The organism is Rubrimonas cliftonensis (assembly GCF_900107585.1).
GTDB classification, from domain to species: Bacteria; Pseudomonadota; Alphaproteobacteria; order Rhodobacterales; family Rhodobacteraceae; genus Rubrimonas; species Rubrimonas cliftonensis.
Genome location: NZ_FNQM01000009.1, coordinates 73,336 through 91,993, shown reverse-complemented (window position 1 = coordinate 91,993; position 18,658 = coordinate 73,336). Strand labels below are relative to the sequence as shown.

The window sequence follows — 18,658 nt, the reverse complement described above, 5'->3', positions numbered from 1 at the left end:
CACCCGCGCCCGAAAAAGCCGCAGACCCGAATGGCGACGTCGCCGGACTGCGAATCTTCGGTGTTGACCCGCCCTTGCGTTGTTAGCGTTCCGGCCATGACGATTCTCCGCCTGAACAGCGGTGGTCGCCGCACAGTGGAGGTTCGCCCGGATGGTCTGGCTCGTTGTCGGCGCGATCGTCGCGCTTGTTGCGCTCGTGCTGTTTCTCAACCGCTTCTACATGAAGGCGAGCCGGGAAGTGGCGCTGGTGCGCACCGGCCAGGGCGGGCAGCGCGTGGTGCTCGACGGCGGCGTGCTGAGCCTGCCGATCCTGCACCGCACGTCCGAAGTGAACATGCGCACCATGCGGCTGGAGGTGGAGCGCGCCGGCGAGACCTCGATCATCACCGCCGACCGCCTGCGCATCGACGCCACCGCGGAGTTCCATGTGCGCGTGCAGCCGACCGACGAAGGCGTGGCGACGGCGGCGCAGGCGCTGGGGGGCAAGGCGTTCCGGGCGGAAGACCTCGCCGACCTGCTCGAAGGCAAGCTCGCCGACGCGCTGCTGAACGTCGCCGCCGGCTACACGATGGACGCGCTGCAGGACAACCGCGGCAAGTACGTCGCCGAAGTTGCCGATGCGCTGGCGGACAAGCTGCGTCCGAACGGGCTGCTGCTGGAGGCGGTGTCGCTGACGCGGCTCGACCAGACGCCGTTCCAGAACCTCGATCAGGGCAACGCCTTCAACGCGGTCGGCATGCGGCGCCTCGCGGAGGTGATCGCGACCAACAAGAAGGAGCGCGCGGTCATCGAGGACGAGGCCGACACCGCCGTGCGCCAGAGCCGCCTCGACGCCGTCAAGCGCCGCCTGCTGATCGAGCAGGAGGAGGAGGAGGCGCAGTTCGCGCAGACTAAGGCCATCGAGGCCGCGCGCGCCCGCACCACCGCCGAGACCGCGGAGGCGCAGGCGGAGGGCGACGAGCGGCGCGAATACGCCCGCATCCGCCGCGACATGGAGGTGCGCGCCAAGCAGATCCAGGCCGAGCAGGAGATCGCCGAGATCGACGCCCGCGCGGAGCTCGCCAAGCGCACGGCGAAGGCCGACAGCGAGGTTCTGATCGCGGCCAAGAAGGCGGAGGCCGCGACGGCCCAGGCGGCGGCGGCCTCCGCAATCGCCTCCGAGGTGACCGGCCGCGAGAGCGTGGTGACGGCGAGGGAGACCGCCGCCGCCGAACGCGCCAAGGCGCTGGCGGTGATAAAGGCGCAGGAGGCCGCGGCGGTGGACGACACGCGCGTGGCGTCCGAGGCCGGCACGGTGCGCGCCATGGCCGAGGCCGAGGCGCACGCCGTCGCCGAGAAGGCGGCTGCGGAGAAGGCGCGCCTGCTTGCTCAGGCCGAGGGCGAGGCGGCGCTGTTCGACGCGCAGAACACCCAGTCCGAGGCCATCGTGCGCATGAAGACCGACCTCGCCAAGATCAAGGCCCTGCCGGAGGTGGTGCGCGAGATGGTCAAGCCCGCCGAGAAGATCGAGAGCATCCGCATCAACCATGTCAGCGGCTTCGGCGCCGCGGGCGGCGGCGCGGGCGGCCATGGCGACGGCGGGCCGATGGTCAACCAGGTCGTCGACGGCATTCTCGGCATGGCCCTGCAGCTGCCCGCCGTCCAGAAGCTCGGCGAGGAGATCGGCATGAACATCGGCGCCGGCGTGGGCGGCGTGGCCTCGCGCCTGCGCACCGGCGACGCGCCCGGGACGGGCGGCGCTCCCAGGAACGGTTCGGGACCGGCCGAGAGCTAGGCGACGTCGCGGCGTCCACTGACGGATCAGCACAGGAGAACACCGAATGAAACTGTCCCGCCGCAGCCTGCTGCGCGCCTCCGCCGCCGGCGCCGCGACCCTCGCCGCGCCTGCGATCGTCCGCGCGGCGAACCCGATCAAGATGGCGGCGATCCTCGACCAGTCGGGCGGGCTGGAGCTGCTGGGCCGGCCGATGCTGGAGGCCACGAAGCTCGCCGTCTCGGAGATCAACGCCGCCGGCGGGCTGCTCGACCGCCAGATCGAGCTGATCGCCTACGATCCGCAGACCACGATCCAGTTCTACACCCAGTTCGCGACCCAGGCCGCCGCCGGCGACCGGGTGGATGTCGTCCACGCCGGCATCACCTCGGCCTCGCGCGAGGCGATCCGCCCGGTGCTGAACCGCTTCCAAACCCTCTATTTCTACAACACGCTCTATGAGGGCGGCGTCTGCGACTACAACAACTTCTGCACCGGCAGCACGCCGGCGCAGACTGTCGAGAAGCTCGTTCCATACGCCATGAACAAGTGGGGCAAGAAGGTCTACATCATCGCGGCTGACTACAACTATGGCCACATCACCGCCGACTGGGTGCAGAAATACGTTCGAGACAACGGCGGCGAGAATGTCGCGGTGGAGTTCTTCCCGCTCGACGTGACCAACTTTGGCCCGACGATCAAGAAGATCCAGACCGAGAAGCCCGACTTCGTGATGTCGGCGCTGGTCGGGGCGGCGCACATCTCGTTCTACCGCCAGTATGGCGCGGCGGGCGTGAACAAGGAAATCCCGCTGGCCTCGACGACCTTCACGCTGGGCGGCGAGCACAAGCTGGTCTCGGCGGAGGAAGGGAACGGCATGATCGTCTCCTTCGCCTATTTCGAGGAGATCGACACGCCGGCGAACAGGAAGTTCGTGAGCGATCTGCGCGCGTTCTCCAGCGAGGACATCAACTACATCTCCGAGACCACCGCGCGCTCCTATGAGGGCGTGCATCTGTGGGCGGAGGGCGTGCGGAAGGCGGGCACGACCGACCGCATGGCGGTGATCGAGGCCCTGCGCTCGCCGGTCAGCTTCGACGGGCCGTCGGGAACCGTGACCATCGAGCCCAAGACCAACCACCTCGTGCAGAACGTCGCCATCGCGGAGTTGCGCGACCAGGTGCTGCATGTGCTGGAGACCTTCGAGGCGCAGCCGCCGTCGGACACGCTTCTGGTCTGCGATCTCGACGCCAACCCCAACCAGTCGACCTTCTACTTCGAGAACGGCCTGAAGGCCGCCGGCATCGAGTAGCGCGCCTAGGGGCGCGCGCTGCGCGCCCCCGCCCTCCTTACGCCCTTCCCCGCGCCCCCGCCCGCAATATCCGGAGACGACGCTTGGACCTCTTCCTCGCCCTCGCGCTGCAGATCGTCTACGGCGTGAGCAACCTCGCGCTGATCAGCCTCGGGCTCGCGATCATCTTCGGCATGATGCGCGTGATCAACCTCGCCCATGGCGAGTTCATCATGCTCGGCGGCTACACGGTGATCGTCGCGACCAGCCATGGCGTGAATCTCTGGTTCGCGATGCTGGTGCTGGCGCCGCTGGTCGTCGGCCTCGTCGGCGTGATCGTGGAGCGGGTGCTGATCCGCCATCTCTACGGGCGGATGATCGACACGCTGCTCGCGACATGGGGGCTGAGCCTGTTCCTGATCGGGGCGGTGACGACCATTTTCGGGCCGCAGACCACGACGACGATCTCGCCGCCCATCGGCGCCGTGCAGATCGGCGGCTACGGCTCCTCGGGCTACGAGTTGTTCCTGATCCTCATCACGCTGGCCGCCGTCGCGGGGGTCTACGCGGTGCTGCGCCTGACCAAGCTGGGGCTGGTGGCGCGGGCGACGATGCAGCGGCCCGACATGGCGTCGGCGCTCGGCGTCTCGACCTCGCAGGTCTACATGTTGACCTTCGGCTTCGGCTCGGCGGTCGCGGGGCTGGCCGGCGGGCTGCTGGCGCCGATCACCGGCGTCGTGCCCACCGTCGGCGCGATCTACATCGCCAAGGCGTTCATCACCGTGATCTCCGGGGGCGCCGCGATCCTCGCCGGCACGCTCTCGGCGTCGTCGCTGCTGGGCGTGGTCAACGGCGTGATCTCCTACGCCACGGGACCGACGCTCGGCGAGGTGGCGCTGCTGCTGACCGCCATCGTCATCATCCGCATCATGCCGCAGGGCATCACGGGGCGGTTCTTCCGCAAGTCGCTGTGATGGGGGCTGAGACGGGCGCGGGCAGGCTGTGGCCGCTGGGCGCGCTGGCGGTGGCGTTCATGGCGCTGGCGCCGCAGGTGCTGCAGCTCTTCACCATCATCAACCTCACCACCGCCATCGCCCTGGCGCTGCTGGGCCTGAGCCTGGGGCTGATCTGGGGATATGGCGGCATCCTGTGCTTCGGGCAGACGGTGTTCTTTGGCCTCGGCGCCTACGCCTACGCCGTGGCGGCGCAGAATTTCGGCGACACCTCGACCGCGGTGCTGGTCGCCATCGCGGTCGGCGCGGCGTTCGCGGCGCTGCTGGGATACTTCATGTTCTTCGGGCGGGTCTCCGACGTCTATCTCGGCGCGATCACGCTGACGGTGACGCTGGTGTTCTTCAGCCTGATCCGCCGCACCTCCGGGCCGGAATACAAGATCGGCGACGCGCTGCTCGGTGGCTTCAACGGCACGTCGGCCCCACCGCTGACCCTGCCCTGGGACAGCGCGGCGATCCTGTTTCCGAACCAGCTGTTCTACGTGGCGATGAGCGCGCTGACCTTGAGCTATTTCGGCTGCGTCTGGCTGACGCGCAGCCGCTTCGGGCGGGTCTGCGCCGCGGTGCGCGAGAACGAGACGCGCGCGGAGCTGCTGGGCTACGACGCGCGGCTCTACAAGCTCGGCCTGTTCACCATCGGCGGCGGGCTGGCGGGGTTGGCGGGCGTGCTGATGGCCAACGGGGTGGGCCGGGTGACGCCGGACCTCTTCGGCCTGCCCTATGCCGCGCAGGCGATCATCTGGGTGATCGTCGGCGGCCGGGGCACGCTGATCGGGCCGATCCTGGGCGCCTTCGGCATCTTCTACCTGAACTCGTGGCTGGGCAGCCAGCAGCTGGTGAACCTCAACGTCGTGCTGGGGCTGGTGCTGATCGTGTTCGTGCTGCTGCTGCCGCAGGGGCTGGCGCCGACGGCGATGGACCTCGCCGCGCGGGCGATGCGGGGCCGCGGGCGCGCGCGGCGGCGGCGGCGACCGCGGCGCGCGCTCGCCGCCGAGCCGGCCGAGTAGCGCCATGGCCCGCGCCCGTTCCCGCACCCGTCGCGAAACAGTGGTGGAGACCCGCAACCTCAGCATGCGCTTCGGCGGCGTGACGGCCAACGACGACGTGAACTTCAGACTGGAGGCCGGCGAGCTGCGCTGCCTGATCGGCCCCAACGGCGCCGGCAAGAGCACCTTCTTCAAGTGCCTGACCGGGCAGCTCAAGCCGACCGAGGGCGTCGTGACGATCCGCGGCGTCGACATGACCGGAGCCGACCCGCACCAGGTCGCGCAGCTCGGCGTGGGCGTCAAGACGCAGGTGCCGAACGTGTTCGACGGCCTGAGCGTGCGCGAGAACATCTGGCTCGCCGCCCGCCGCGCCCATGGCGCGGAGCGCGCCGAGCGGCTGACGGCCGAGACGCTGGAGCGGGTGCGCCTCGGCGACATCCGCGCCCGCGCGGTCGGCGCGCTGGCGCATGGCCAGCGGCAGTGGGTGGAGCTGGGCATGGTGATGGCGGCTGAGCCCTGGCTCGTGCTGCTCGACGAGCCCGCCGCCGGCATGACCGACGAGGAGACCGTGTTCACCGCCGAGCTGATCCGCGAGATCAACCGCACCGCCAGCCTGATCGTCGTGGAGCACGACATGAACTTCATCCGCGCCATCGCCGGGCGCGTCACGGTGTTTCACCGCGGCGCCATCCTGATGGAAGGGCCGATGGACGAGGTGTCCGCGGACCCGACGGTGCGCGACGTCTATCTGGGGCACAAGCATTGAGCGCCGACGTCATCCTCGCGGCCAGGGGGCTGCGCTCGGGCTACGGCCGCGTGCCGGTGCTGCAGGGCCTCGACGTGACGGTGGGCGCCGGCGAGATCCTCGGCGTGCTCGGCCACAACGGCATGGGCAAGACGACGCTGCTGAAGACCCTGATGGGCCTCGTGCCGGCGACCGGCGGCGAGATCACCTTCGACGGCGTGGACGTGACGCGCGAGGGCGCGCATCGCCGGGCGCTGCTCGGCGTCGGCTACGTTCCGCAGGGCCGCGGGATCTTCCCGACGCTCTCGGTGCGCGACAACCTGCGCATGGGCGTGGCCAGCCACGGGCTGGAGGACGAGCGCGCGGCGCTGGAGGCGATCCTCGCGGAGTTCCCGCAGCTTGAGCGCCTGCTCGACCGGCCGGGCGGGGCGCTCTCGGGCGGGGAGCAGCAGCTTCTGGCGCTGGCGCGCTGTCTGGTCTCCGCGCCGGACCTGGTGCTGCTGGACGAGCCGACCGAGGGCATCCAGCCCTCCATCGTCGATCTGATCGAGGACAAGCTGCGAGAACTGGCCGAGGCGCGCGGCCTGACCATCATCCTCGTGGAGCAGAACCTGGAGTTCATCACCGGCCTTTGCGACAGGGTGCTGGTGCTCCAGAAGGGCCAGATCAAGGGCGAGATGGCGCGCGGCGAGATGGACGGCGCGCTGATCGACGAGTTCACCGGCTTCCGCAGCGCACGACCGGCCGCAGCCCCCGCCGGCGGCGCAGCCATGCCAGCGGTCGCCCCGTCGCCCTCGCCCGCCGGCCCGCACCGCAACGGCGCGATGGCGAACGAGACGCCGGCGCCCGCCCCTGCCCCGATCTCCGCCCCCGCCGACCTCACCGAAAGGCTCGCCCGCATGACCGTGCAGCGCCCCAGTTTCGACCAGCTCAAGGCGATCGTGCGCGATTTCGGCATGAACCTGTCCGATGACCGCATCCGCGAGTTCCTGGGGCTCATGGAAGCCTCGATGAAGCGGTACGACATCCTCGACGCGATGCCCGACAACCTGCCGGCGGTGGAGTTCCCCCGCACCGCCGGGCGCCGCCCGACCGAGGAGGAAGACCCCCTCAACGCCTGGTATGTCAGGACCGAGGTGCGCGGCGCGCCGCGCGGGCCGCTCTCGGGCAAGACCATCGCGCTGAAGGACAACGTGTGCCTCGCCGGCGTGCCGATGATGAACGGCGCCTCGACGCTCAAGGGCTACACGCCCGACATCGACGCCACCATCGTCACGCGCATCCTGGAGGCCGGCGGCACGATCGTCGGCAAGGCGCACTGCGAATACTTCTGCTTCTCCGGCGGCAGCCACACCAACGCGACCGGGCCGACGCACAACCCCTGGAAGCGCGGCTACTCGGCCGGCGGCTCCTCCTCCGGCTCGGCGGCCGTGGTGGCGTCGGGGCAGGTGGACATGGCGATCGGCGGCGACCAGGGCGGATCGATCCGCATGCCGGCCTCGTTCTGCGGCGTCTACGGCATGAAGCCGACCCACGGCCTCGTGCCCTACACCGGCGTCATGCCGATCGAGACGACCATCGACCACACCGGCCCGATGACCGCCAACGTCGCCGACAACGCCCTGATGCTGGAGGTGCTGGCCGGCGAGGACGGGCTCGACCCGCGGCAGTACGCGCCGAAGACCGACGCCTACACCGCCGCGCTGGGTCGCGGCGCGCGGGGCCTGCGCATCGCCGTGGTGCGCGAGGGCTTCGGCCGGCCCGAGAGCGAGCCCTGCGTGGACGAGGCGGTGCGGCGCGCGGCGGCGAGTTTCCGCGACCTCGGCGCCTCGGTCGACGAGGTGTCGATCCCGATGCACGACAAGGCGATGGCGATCTGGACCGCCATCGCCTCCGAGGGCGCCACCAACCAGATGATGAGCGGCAACGGCATGGGCACCGGCTGGAAGGGGCTCTACACGACCTCCCTGCTCGACGCCCACGCCAACTGGCGCAGCCGGGCCGACGAGCTGTCGGAGACGCTCAAGATCACGATGTTCACCGGCGAGTATTTCCTGCGCCACCATCGCGGCCACTACTACGCCAAGGCGCAGAACCTCGCGCGGCGGCTGCGGGCGGCCTATGACCAGATGCTCGGCGCCTACGATCTGCTGCTGATGCCGACGACCGCGATGCGCGCGACGCCGATCCCCGCGCCAGACGCGCCGCTGGCGGAGGTGCTGCAGCGCGCCTTCGAGATGCTCAACAACACCGCGCCCTTCGACGTGACCGGCCATCCCGCGATGAGCCTGCCCTGCGCGCTCGCCGACGGGCTGCCGGTGGGCGCGATGCTCGTCGGCAAGCACTGGGCCGAGAGCACGATCTACCAGGCCGCCGCCGCCTTCGAGGCCGCCGGCGACTGGAAGTCGATGTGACGATCCGCCGGCCCGGCGCCGACGAGTTGCGCGCGGTCGGCCGCGAGCTGGGGCTGTCGCTGTCGGCGGCCGACGCGGAGAGCTTTCGCGGACTGATGCAGGGGCTGTTCGACAGCTACGACATCGTGGATGCGATGGCCGAGCCGCTGCCGGAGACGAAGCATCCGCGCACGCCGGGCCGCCGCCCCGACCCGGAGGAGAACCCTTGCGGGGCCTGGGCGACGCTGGGAACCATCAGGGGCGCGCCGCGCGGGCCGCTCTTCGGAAAAACGGTCGCGATCAAGGACAACGTCTGCGTCGCGGGCATGCCGATGACGAACGGCTCCTCCATCCTCGAAGGCTACATCCCCGAGATCGACGCCACCATCGTGACGCGGCTGCTGGACGCCGGCGCGGAGATCCGCGGCAAGGCCGTCTGCGAGTACTACTGCGCCTCGGGCGGCAGCCACACCAGCCATTCCGGCCCGGTCGAGAACCCCGCCGTTCCCGGCGGCAACGCCGGCGGCTCGTCCTCCGGCTCCGCCGCGCTGGTGGCGGCGGGCGTCGTGGACATGGCGACGGGCGGCGACCAGGGCGGCTCGATCCGCATCCCCGCCTCGTTCTGCGGCATCGTCGGCATGAAGCCGACCCATGGTCTCGTGCCCTACACCGGGGTCTTCGCGGTCGAGGCCACCATCGACCATGTCGGCCCCATGACCCGCACCGTCGCCGACAACGCGCTGATGCTGGAGGTCATGGCCGGGCCGGACGGGCTCGACCCGCGCCAGAGCGGCGCGCCGTCGCAACGCTACACTGAGGCGCTGGCCCATGGCGCGGCCGGGCTTCGCGTCGCGATGGTCGCCGAGAGCTTCGCCATGGCCGGCGCGGAGGCGGCGGTGAACGCGCAGGTGCGCGCGGCGGGGGCGACCCTGGCGCGGCAGGGCGCGCGCGTGAGCGAGATCTCGATGCCGCTGCACGCCGTCGGCGCGGCGATCTGGACGCCGATCTTCCTGGAGGGCGCCACCGAGCTGATGATGCGCCAGAACGCCTACGGGACCAACATGAAGGGCGTGTTCCTTGAGAGCATGCTCGACGCCCATGCTCGCTGGCGCGCCCGGGCCGACGAGCTGTCGGAGACGCTGAAGCTCGGCATCCTGATGGGCCACTACATGACTTCGCGCCATCGCGGCCGCTTCTACGGCAAGGCGCAGAACCTCAACCGGCGGCTGACCGCGGCCTATGACGCCGCGCTCGCCGAGCATGACCTGCTGCTCATGCCGACCACGCCGATGGCGGCGCAGCCGCTGCCGCCGCCAGGCGCGAGCCGGGAGGACATCGTCGCCGCGGCCTTCTCGATGCTCCCGAACACCGCGCCGACCTGCGCGACGGGGCACCCGGCGATCTCCCTGCCCTGCGGCCTGACGCCGGACGGCCGCCCGGTCGGCGCGCAGCTCGTCGGGCCGATGCTCGGCGAAGCGCTGATCTATCGCGCCGCGGCGGCGCTGGAAGGCGCGGTGGCGGCCTCTTCACCGCGCAGGAGCGGCTGAGGCGCGGCGCAAGCGCTCTCGCCGCCGATCCGGCTGGACCGGTAGATGACGTGGCCCGCCCCGCATGGCGCCCGGAAAACGGTCCGGCGGCCTGCTTTCAGCCCTGAGCGGGCGGCGCGCCCCGCGGAGGTTCGGGCTGGCCCAGCGCCAGACTGCCGAAGTCCGAATCCGCATCGCCCCCATGAACCGCGTCACCGCACTCGGCGCAGCCGAGATCCTTCGCGTGGCCCGATGCAGGGGCCGCAGGGAGAGGCGCGTCTCAAGCCGACCTTCCGCGGCATGTGAGACCGCTCCATGGGCAACGAGGTTTTCGGAACTGCCGCCGGCGCGATGGGCGGGGGCGTCGCGCCGGCGGCATGGGAGCGAGATCATGCGCGCTCCCGCCGCCTTCGTCTTCGACGCGACGCTCTCGAACCTCGACGCGCGGCTGGGGAGCGAGATGCGCGCGGAGATCACGCGCCCGCATCTTTGGCCCAGCGCGACGGCGACGCACGTCGCCCATGATCGGATCGGGGCCATGACCGGGGGCGACATGCCGGATGTGATGAAGCGGGGTCGCGTAGAGCGGCCTAGCCCCCCGATCGCGCCTTGCGATCGACCGGCGAGCGCCTTCGTCGCGCGCTTCATCGGCGCGCCGTCCATGACCCTGACGACGACGCGGCGGCGTTCGATCAGGCGAGCGCCGCCGCGCCGCGAAGGGTTGCGCCGGTGGCGGCCGCATCCGCTGAACGCAAGTTTCAGGCGGCCTGCCGCTTCGCACCCGCGGCGCACCCTCGCGAATGCGCGGAGCCGCCGGGACGCTTCAGATCCATCACCACGCCTCCGCCCGTTCTCCGCGCCCAGGTTCAGGCGAACGGCCATCGACCGCTGAACCGGCCAGCCGCGCAGCATCGCTTCTCCGACCGCGCCCCCGGAGGGCCGCTCCCGCTTCCGGCCGGTCGCGGCGCTAAGGCGGGAATACGACGAGCGGCGGCTCGGGTGGCCCGACCCGATTCATGTGGTGAAGCCGCCCTCTGGCCGGCCGCGCCGACGCCCGGGGGCTCTCGCCGTGGACCGCGGTCGCGGCGCCAGAGCCCCCCTCAAAAAAATCCGAGGCCCCCCCCTCCGGATTTGGCGGCTCCCGGCCAAGGCCTTTTTGCAGGATTGATCGGGAATCGACGAGCAGATGGCGAGCGGCGCTGGAAACGGGAGGCTTGCGATGATGATGCGTCCCGCCGCGTCCCTCGAAAGCGTGTGCGAAAAGCCCGCTTCCCCAGGTTCGGGCGGGCAGCGCCGCGACGGGGAGGGCGCCGAGGTCGCCGCCTCGCTCGCCGGGGCGGTCGCCGACGCGCCGCCCAAGCAGCCCCCCGACGCCGAGCGCGTGACGGCGGGAACCCGCCGAGAGTCGCCAGTCCAGTCAGAGGAAAACACCATGTCGACACTGCTCAACAGCACTTCAACCGGACGCGCCAGGGCGCCGCGCCGGTCATGGGCCGCCTGCGCCGGGGCGCTCGGCGCGCTGGCGGCCGTCTGCGCATTCATCCCGTCGGGCGAGGCGAAGGCGGCGACGGTCTCGCTGATGGTCGGCGACGACGACTGCTTCGGCTTTCCGGGGCTGACGGTCTGCCCCGACACCGCGCTGATCGCCAGCGTCGCGCCCGTCGACAACAGCACGCCCGACGATCCGGCGGGCACCGACCGCTTCGGCGAACTCGGGCCGCTGGACTTCGACTTCATCGTGGACCTCGACGGCGCGCCGGTCCTCTCGGCGACGGTTTCGATCCGCACCGCCGGGATCAACCTCGGCGTGCAGGCGACCTCGCCCTTCGGCGACCCGTTCGTGGGCACGCGCTTCCTGTTCAACACGACCGACGTCGGGGTGTTCTTCGCCGATCCGGTGCTGCTAGGCGGCAATCCCGCCGCGCTCAACATCACCACGCTGAGCTTCGACGTGACGACGCTGCTCCGGCAGGGGCTGAACACGCTGACGGTGATCCCCGAGGACTCCTTCGCGCAGTTCAACATCGCCGACGACTACGCCGTGGACTTCGCGCGGCTGGACTTCGAGACGGCCGGCGCCGCCGTCGCGCCGATCCCGCTCCCGGCCTCTATCCTGCTGCTGGGCGGCGCGCTCGGCCTTCTGGGCGTCAACCGCGCCCGCAGGCCCGGACGCGCAACGCGCGCGCCCGGCGGCCAACGGGCCCGGTCATGAACCGCCGCGCGACCGTGAGGGGCCTTGTCGCCGCGCTCGGCCTCGCGGCGGGCGGCGCGCAGGCGCAGGAACGGCTGCTCGGCGAGATCATCCTCGTCGGCTACAGCTTCTGCCCCAACCCGTCGGTGGAGGCGGACGGGCGGCTCCTGCGGATCGACAGCAACGGGCCGCTGTATTCTATCTATGGCACGACGTTCGGCGGCGACGGCCTCACGACCTTCGCGCTGCCGGACCTGCGAGGCCGCACGCCGATCCATCTCGGCGAGGGGCCGGGGCTGAGCGCCTACACCCTTGGCGAGAAGGGCGGCGCCGAGACGCGCGTGCTCGACGCCGCGCAGCTTCCGCCCCATGCCCATGGGGCGACGGGCCAGTTGCACGGCCTCAACTCGCCCGCGTCGACGCCCTCGCCGCAGGGCGCGCTCCCCGCGCTCTCGACCGGATCAGCGATCTACGGCGTTGCGCCGCCGGGCGGCGCGACGGTCGAGATGGGCCCGCAGGCGGTGACCGTCGCGGTCGAGAGCGCCGGGGACGGCCAGCCGGTCGACATCCGCCAGCCCTATCAGGTGCTGCGCTTCTGCATCATGACGAACGGGATCTTCCCGTCGCGCAACTGAAGGGGCAGCGGCGGCAATTGCCCACGACGCCAGACCCGGCGGGCCGCCGAACGCCCGCCGGACCGAACATGAAGCGCCTGCGCGCCGCTGCATTGCGAATTGCGGACGCGCATCGTGCGGTCCTGCAGTCGGCGACTGCTTCAATTCTGACGATGCGACGCCAGCATCGATCTGGCGTCGAGGTGCGACGCAGGGTTCAAGATCGCGCCGCCTCAGCATGATCGACTTTTCGTCGCGCGTGCCGGGGCCTTCGCCCGGCGCAGCCATCTGACGGGTCGCCGTTTGTGGCCGATGACCCTGCCCCCGATGCGCCCTCGCTCATGAACTTGCGATGGCCTCGTTCTGAGCCGAATCCGTTCCTTGGAGCGTGCGAGGGTGGAGTTTTCGGGCTTCGGGCGACGGTCGGCCGGATGGGCCTTGAGCCAGGTCTCGCGAACCGCGGCGATCTCCGCGCGGTCCTGCTCGCTGGCGTGGGCGGAGTTCTCCCGAACGCGCGGTCGGGGCGACGGAAGAAGCTGCCCGCCGCGGACTGCGCGAAGCGCGCGCCGCGCCCACTCTCCGGACGCTCGGCGAGCCCTGCGGGCTTGATGTCCAGCGTCTCACCCGCCATCGCGAGCATCGCAAGGCCGACCGGCCCGATCGGGCCCGACCGCATGTCGCCGCGCGCCGCCGCGCCGCTCACTCGGCGTAGAAGGGGAACGGGCCGGGAGCGGGCTCGGTGGAGCTGACATGGCTCACCAGCGCGTCGCCGCGCCAGCGGTGGACCATGACGGCGCCGGGGTCGAGGTCGAAGCTCGCCACGGCGTCCGCGCGCAGGTCGATCCGCGCGGAGTGGGTCGGCGCCGGGGCGATGACCGCCGGGCGGCCGGCCCAGACGGTCGCCATGGCGCGGTGGACATGGCCGCAGGCGACCAGCCTCACGCGGGGATGACGGCGCACCGCCGCCTCCAGCGCCTCCGCGTCCCGAAGGCCGATCGCATCCATGAAGTCGAGCCCGGTGGTGAAGGGCGGATGGTGCAGGAACAGCAGCGCCGGGCGGTCGGGCTGGCCGCCGAGCGTCTCGTCGAGCCAGGCGACCTGCGCGGCGGAGACGGCGCCGTGGGCGGCGCCGGGCACCGAGGTGTCGAGCCCCACCAGCGTCAGCGCGCCGACGTCGGCGGCGAAATCGACCGGCGCGGCGGCGTCGCCAGCCAGCCCGAAGGCCGCGCGCAGCGGCGCGCGCAGGTCGTGGTTGCCGGGGATGACGAAGATCGGCGCGCGGATCGCGGCCGTCAGCTCGCGGAAGCGGCCATAGGCCTCCGGCTCTCCGGCGTCGGTCAGGTCGCCGCTGACCACGACGGCGTCGACGCCCGCGAGCCGGGCGTCGAGATCGACGATGTGCCCGACGGCGCGCGCGAGCCCGGCGTCGGTGTCGGCCGCGCCATAGGCCTTGGCGCCGCCGGCCAGCAGATGGGTGTCGGTCAGTTGAACGATGGTCGTCGCACGCAAGGCCGCCGCTCCCGGGTCGCCGTCACACACAGGGGGCCCGCCATAGCGCAAAGCGCGGGCGGAGGCGAGACGCGACCGGGCGCCGCGGCGAGATCCCGGGACCGGCGGGGGCGCGGGCCGGCGGGGTCATGGGGCCGGCGGGGTCATGGCGCCATGGCCTCGGCGAGGCCGGTGAGCGCCACGCCGGCCGCGACCAGTCCGCCGGCGACGCCCTGCGCCAGCGCGACGGCGGTCGGCCCGTCGCCATGCACGCAGAGCGAGTGCAGCGGCGCGGGCAGCACGCGGCCCGAGGGCGTCACGACGCCGCCGGCCTTCAGGAAGCGCAGGGCCTGCGCCACGGCCTGATCGGCGTCGTGGATCAGCGCGTGGGGTTCGCGCCGCGGGGTAAGCTCGCCGGTCTCGGTGTAGGTGCGGTCGGCGAACACCTCCTGCGCCGTTCGCAGGCCCGCGCGCTCTCCGGCGCGCGAGAGCGCGGTGGCGGCGGTGGCGAGCAGGATGAGGCCGGGGTCGACCGCCTTCACCCCGGCGGCGATGGCGTCGGCCAGCGCGTCGTCGCGGCAGGCCATGGTGTTGAGCGCGCCATGCGGCTTGACGTGGACGACGCGGGCGCCCTCCGCGGCGGCGACGCCCAGCATGGCGCCGGTCTGGTAGATCACCAGCGCCGTCGCCTCCTCGGCCGAAAGCGTCATGTCGCGCCGGCCGAAGCCCTCAAGGTCAGGAAAGCCGGGGTGGGCGCCGACGTCCACCCCCGCCGCCTTCGCCGCCGCCACCGCCCGGCGCATCGTGAGCGGATCGCCGGCGTGGAAGCCGCAGGCGATGTTGGCGGCGCCGACGATCTTCAGCAGCGCCGCGTCGTCGCCCAGCGGCCAGCGGCCGAAGCCCTCGCCCATGTCGGCGTTAAGGGTGATCTTCATGACTGCTCCTCTCGCGCGCTGACGACGCCGGAAACGAGGTTGGCGGAGGCGAGCGCCGCGAGGTCGACCGGCGCCGCGCCCCCCGCCACGGGGCGGATCGCGGCGATCGCGCGCGCCAGGTCCGCCGCCGCCGCGCGCCGCGCCGCCGCCGCCTCCGCCAGCGTCACGGCGGCGAAGCGCACCGTGCGGCCGGGCGTCAGCCGGCCGAGGCGCGGGATGTCGGCGGTGACGACGACGGCGATCTTGGGGTAGCCGCCGATGGTGTGGCTATCGACCCCCAGCACGATGGGCTGCCCGGCGCCGGGGACCTGGACCGCCCCGATCGCGAGACCCTCGGAGATCATGTCGGCGCCCTTGTCGGAGTGCCTCAGCCGCGGCCCCTGCAGCCGGGCGCCCATCCGGTCGACGTCGTCGGAGACGCGCCACTCGGCGGCGAGGAAGGTCTCCAGCGCCTCCACGGTGAAGTGGTCGGTCTGCGGCCCCATGATCACGCGCAGCGGCCCTTCGGGCGGCGGCGGCGGCGCGGCGAGGGCGCGCTCGGGGCCCTGCGGCGGCGGGCCGGCGAGGGGCAGCCGGTCTCCCGGCGCCAGCGCGCGGCCCCGGAAGCCCCCGAAGCCGGCCCTGAGATCGGTCGCGCGGGCGCCCATGACGACGGGCAGATCGAAACCGCCCTCGACGGCGAGATAGCCCACCGCGCCGCCGGAGACCGGGCCGACGGCGAGCGTCTCGCCCTCGGCGAGGGTGAAGGAGCGCAGCGCCGGCGCGCGGCGCGCCTCCCCGTCGGCGCCGGTGACGCGGCCCTCCGCGCCGCCGAGCGCGACGCGCGCAGGCCCGCCAGCCGCGCGCAGCGTCGGCCCCAGCAGGGCGAACTCCAGCGCGCAGGCGCCCTCGGGCCCGCCGGCGACCGCCTGCGCGAGCCGCCACAGCACGCCGTCCGCCGCGCCGCTGACAGGGGCGCCGACGCCGCGCCAGCCCGCGCGCCCGGCGTCCTGCGCCAACGTGCGCGGCCCCGGCGCGATGACGTCCAGCCTTCTCACGGCGGACGTCATGGGGCGCCCTCCCCGGTGATGCGGAAGTCCTCCGGCCCGATCTCGCCGGCCTCGGCGGCGGCGCGCAGCCGTTCATGCTCGGCGGCGGAGACGGCGTGCAGGCGCAGCCGGTCGCCGGCGGCGAACATCGAGGGGCGCGCGCGGGCGGGGTCGAACAGCGGCAGGCAGGAGGCGCCGAGGATGCGCCAGCCGCCGGGGCTGACCCAGGGGTAGATCCCGACGAAGCCGTTGGCGACGGCGACCGACCCCTTCGGCACGCGCAGCCGGGGCGTCGGCTTGCGCGGCAGATGCAGCGCGGCGGGCGCGGGACCGCAGAACGGAAAGCCCGGCAGGAAGCCGACCGCCAGCACGTCCAGCCGGGCCCCGAGCAGCAGGTCGAGCACGGCGTCCACCGTCAGCCCGGTCTCCGCGGCGACCTCCCGCTGGTCCGGGCCATGGTCGGGCTCGACGCAGAGCGGCGCGTCGAACGCCGCGCCGGGGCGGGCCTTCGGCGCGAGCGCAGGGTCTGCGAGCGCGAGGGCGCGGGCCTCCAGCGCCGGCCGGTCGGCGGCGTCGGGGTCGAGATGCACGGTCAGCGCGGCGAAGGAGGGCGCGAGATCCACGACGCCGGGCGCCTCCCCCAGCGCCGCGGCGACGGCGGCGAGGCGGGCCGTCGTCGCGGGCCCCGGCGCCTCGCCCAGGACCAGCGTGAAGGCCGCGTCGCCGAGCGGCGCGACCCGCGCAGCGACCTCCCCGCCTCCCGTCGCCGCCGACATCGCCGCCTTCCGCCCCGCGCCCGGCTCAGCGCGTCGGGCAGGGCGAGCGTGTCGCCGGGCGCCCTAGCTGTCAACGCGATCGAAGCCGGCGGCGCGCGGCGATCTTTTCTGATAGCCTGCTTCCGCAAGGGCGGCCCCGGATCGGGGCGGCGATCCGCCGGCGCGCGCGCCCTTGCGACCTCTCGGGAACAGCCGGCGCCCCGCCGCGGCGCAGGAGACCGCCGCACGCGCATGGCGGAGGAACAGGAGCACCGCGTGACCGTCAGCGAGGCGACGCATCCCACGCCCGCCGCGACCGGGTTCGAACCCGAAGCCGACGCGCGGCGCGGCGCGCGCTGCGACCGGGCGCGGCTGGCGCGCGTGGCGGCGGCGGCGCTTTCGGCGCCAGCGGCGGCGGTCTGGATCCACGGCGAGGGCTGGGCGACGCTGCACGGCCTGGATGCGCCGACCGAGGCCGCGCTGCATGTGGCGTCCATGGCCTTCACGGGCGGCGGCGCGCGCGCCTTCGCGATGGAGCGCGACGGATCGGCGGCGTTCGGCGACGCCTTCGACTGGTGCGCGGCGACGCAGGTCGCCGGCCCGGGCGGGACCGCCGTCGGCGCGCTGTGCGTCTTCGACCGCGGCCCCCGGACGCTGAGACCGCGCGAGGCCGCCGCGCTGGAGGACGTCGGACGCCTGCACGAGAGCGTATGCGACCCCGCCCCAGCGCGCGGCGGAGACCGCGAGGCGGGGCGGCTCCGGGCGCTGTTCGACGCCATTCTCGAAAACACCGACGCCCTGGTGTTCATCAAGCGCCGCAACGGCGAGCTGCTGGCGGCCAACCGGATGTACCGCCTCACCGCCCTGCGCGACGACATCGAGGGCGCGACCGACGCGGAGATCTACGGCCCCGCCACCGCCGCCGCGCTGCGGGCCAACGACAGCGCCGTGTTCGAGACCGGCGAGCCGTTCCACGGCGAGGAGCGCGTCGCCCTGCCCTGCGGCGGCGAGGCGGTCTATCTCAGCTCCAAGTTCCTCGTGCGCGACCCGGTCGACGGCGAGCCCGTGCTCTGCGCCATCGCGACCGACATCACCGAGCAGAAGGCGCTGCAGGCGCGGCTGGAGGCCAGCCGACGGGAGGCGGAGGCGGCGAACGTCGCGAAGTCGGAGTTCCTCGCCGCGATGAGCCACGAGATCCGCACGCCGATGAACGGCGTGCTGGGGATGCTGGCGCTGCTGGCCAACACCGAGCTGAGCGAGAAGCAGAAGCGCATGGCGACGGTGGCGCGCGACAGCGCCGCGAGCCTGCTCGGGCTGCTCAACGACATTCTCGACTATGCCCGCATCGCGACGCGCCAGAGCCCGGCGGCCCGACAGCACTTCAACCTGCGCGCCGCGATCTCCGCCGCGAGCGCGCCGCACCGGGAGACGATGCGCCGCAAGGGGCTGGACTTCGTGGAGACGGTGGACTCCGCGCTGCCGGGCCTCGTGGTGGGCGACGCCGGCCGGTTCCGCCAGGTGCTGGGCGCGCTGGTCAGCAACGCCGCGAAGTTCACCGCCGGGGGGACGGTGACGGTCGCCGCGAGCCTCGTCGACGGGCCGGCCGAGCCGATGGTGCGCGTCAGCGTCAGGGACACCGGAGTGGGCGTGGCCGAGGGCGTGCGCGAGCGCATCTTCCTCGGCTTCGCACAGGGCGACGGCTCCCACACGCGGCGCTTCGGCGGCGTCGGGCTTGGGCTCTCGATCGCGAAGCTGATGGTCGAGAGCATGGGCGGCGCGATGGATTTCCAGAGCGTCGAGGGCGAGGGCGCTACGTTCTGGTTCACCATCCCGGTCGCCGGCCCGCCCGGGCCCGGAGCCGTCCGAGACGCTTGACCTGCGCCGCCAAAGCGGGGAACGCTGCGCTGCGGCACGGCGGCGCCACGGCGCGACGGCGCCGG

The 18,658-nt window shown here is 72.7% G+C and carries 14 protein-coding genes; 10 read left to right on the top strand and 4 right to left on the bottom strand.

Annotated features, from left to right (window positions below; all coding sequences use genetic code 11):
• Positions 1–151 precede the first annotated feature (151 nt).
• The 9 genes from BLW43_RS14185 (at position 152) to BLW43_RS23605 (ending at position 12,533) form a co-directional block, all read left to right on the top strand.
• Positions 152–1,774: a flotillin family protein gene (locus BLW43_RS14185; protein ID WP_093254442.1), complete on the top strand. Its 1,623-nt coding sequence runs from the start codon at positions 152–154 to the stop codon at positions 1,772–1,774.
• Between the two features lie 46 nt (positions 1,775–1,820).
• The gene (locus tag BLW43_RS14180) at positions 1,821–3,065 is read left to right on the top strand and encodes an urea ABC transporter substrate-binding protein (RefSeq protein WP_093254440.1); all 1,245 of its coding nucleotides are present in this window, start codon (positions 1,821–1,823) and stop codon (positions 3,063–3,065) included.
• 83 nt (positions 3,066–3,148) lie between these two features.
• Positions 3,149–4,018 carry a branched-chain amino acid ABC transporter permease gene (locus BLW43_RS14175; protein ID WP_093254439.1) on the top strand — a complete coding sequence of 290 codons (870 nt, stop codon included), beginning with the start codon at positions 3,149–3,151 and terminating at the stop codon, positions 4,016–4,018.
• Positions 4,018–5,064, top strand: a complete 1,047-nt coding sequence (locus BLW43_RS14170) for a branched-chain amino acid ABC transporter permease (RefSeq protein WP_093254437.1) — start codon at positions 4,018–4,020, stop codon at positions 5,062–5,064. The genes BLW43_RS14175 and BLW43_RS14170 overlap by 1 nt, the downstream gene beginning before the upstream one ends.
• 4 nt (positions 5,065–5,068) lie before the next feature.
• Entirely contained in the window at positions 5,069–5,809 is a 741-nt protein-coding gene (locus BLW43_RS14165) for an ATP-binding cassette domain-containing protein (protein ID WP_093254436.1), read from the top strand.
• A complete protein-coding gene (locus BLW43_RS14160) occupies positions 5,806–8,202 on the top strand; it encodes an amidase (RefSeq protein WP_093254434.1) in 2,397 nt (798 codons plus the stop codon). Before BLW43_RS14165 ends, BLW43_RS14160 begins: the two co-directional genes overlap by 4 nt.
• A complete protein-coding gene (locus tag BLW43_RS14155; RefSeq protein WP_093254433.1) occupies positions 8,199–9,728 on the top strand; it encodes an amidase in 1,530 nt (509 codons plus the stop codon). The genes BLW43_RS14160 and BLW43_RS14155 overlap by 4 nt, the downstream gene beginning before the upstream one ends.
• Before the next feature lie 1,198 nt (positions 9,729–10,926).
• Positions 10,927–11,919: a hypothetical protein gene (locus tag BLW43_RS14145; RefSeq protein ID WP_175478920.1), complete on the top strand. Its 993-nt coding sequence runs from the start codon at positions 10,927–10,929 to the stop codon at positions 11,917–11,919.
• Positions 11,916–12,533 (top strand): phage tail protein, encoded by a 618-nt coding sequence (locus tag BLW43_RS23605; protein WP_175478919.1) that lies wholly within the window; start codon positions 11,916–11,918, stop codon positions 12,531–12,533. The genes BLW43_RS14145 and BLW43_RS23605 overlap by 4 nt, the downstream gene beginning before the upstream one ends.
• 678 nt (positions 12,534–13,211) lie before the next feature.
• Here BLW43_RS23605 and BLW43_RS14140 read toward each other — a convergent pair.
• The 4 genes from BLW43_RS14140 to BLW43_RS14125 form a co-directional block, all read right to left on the bottom strand.
• Complete coding sequence (locus BLW43_RS14140; protein WP_175478918.1) at positions 13,212–14,021, bottom strand: phosphodiesterase; 810 nt, start codon at positions 14,019–14,021, stop codon at positions 13,212–13,214.
• 143 nt (positions 14,022–14,164) lie between these two features.
• Positions 14,165–14,935 carry a LamB/YcsF family protein gene (locus BLW43_RS14135; RefSeq protein ID WP_093254427.1) on the bottom strand — a complete coding sequence of 257 codons (771 nt, stop codon included), beginning with the start codon at positions 14,933–14,935 and terminating at the stop codon, positions 14,165–14,167.
• On the bottom strand, positions 14,932–15,984 hold the full coding sequence (locus tag BLW43_RS14130; RefSeq protein WP_093254426.1) for a 5-oxoprolinase subunit C family protein: 1,053 nt from the start codon (positions 15,982–15,984) through the stop codon (positions 14,932–14,934). The genes BLW43_RS14135 and BLW43_RS14130 overlap by 4 nt, the downstream gene beginning before the upstream one ends.
• On the bottom strand, positions 15,981–16,739 hold the full coding sequence (locus BLW43_RS14125) for a 5-oxoprolinase subunit B family protein (RefSeq protein ID WP_093254424.1): 759 nt from the start codon (positions 16,737–16,739) through the stop codon (positions 15,981–15,983). Before BLW43_RS14125 ends, BLW43_RS14130 begins: the two co-directional genes overlap by 4 nt.
• Positions 16,740–16,970: 231 nt before the next feature.
• Here BLW43_RS14125 and BLW43_RS14120 point away from each other — a divergent pair, with 231 nt between their 5' ends.
• Positions 16,971–18,593, top strand: a complete 1,623-nt coding sequence (locus tag BLW43_RS14120; protein ID WP_093254422.1) for a sensor histidine kinase — start codon at positions 16,971–16,973, stop codon at positions 18,591–18,593.
• Positions 18,594–18,658: the final 65 nt, after the last annotated feature.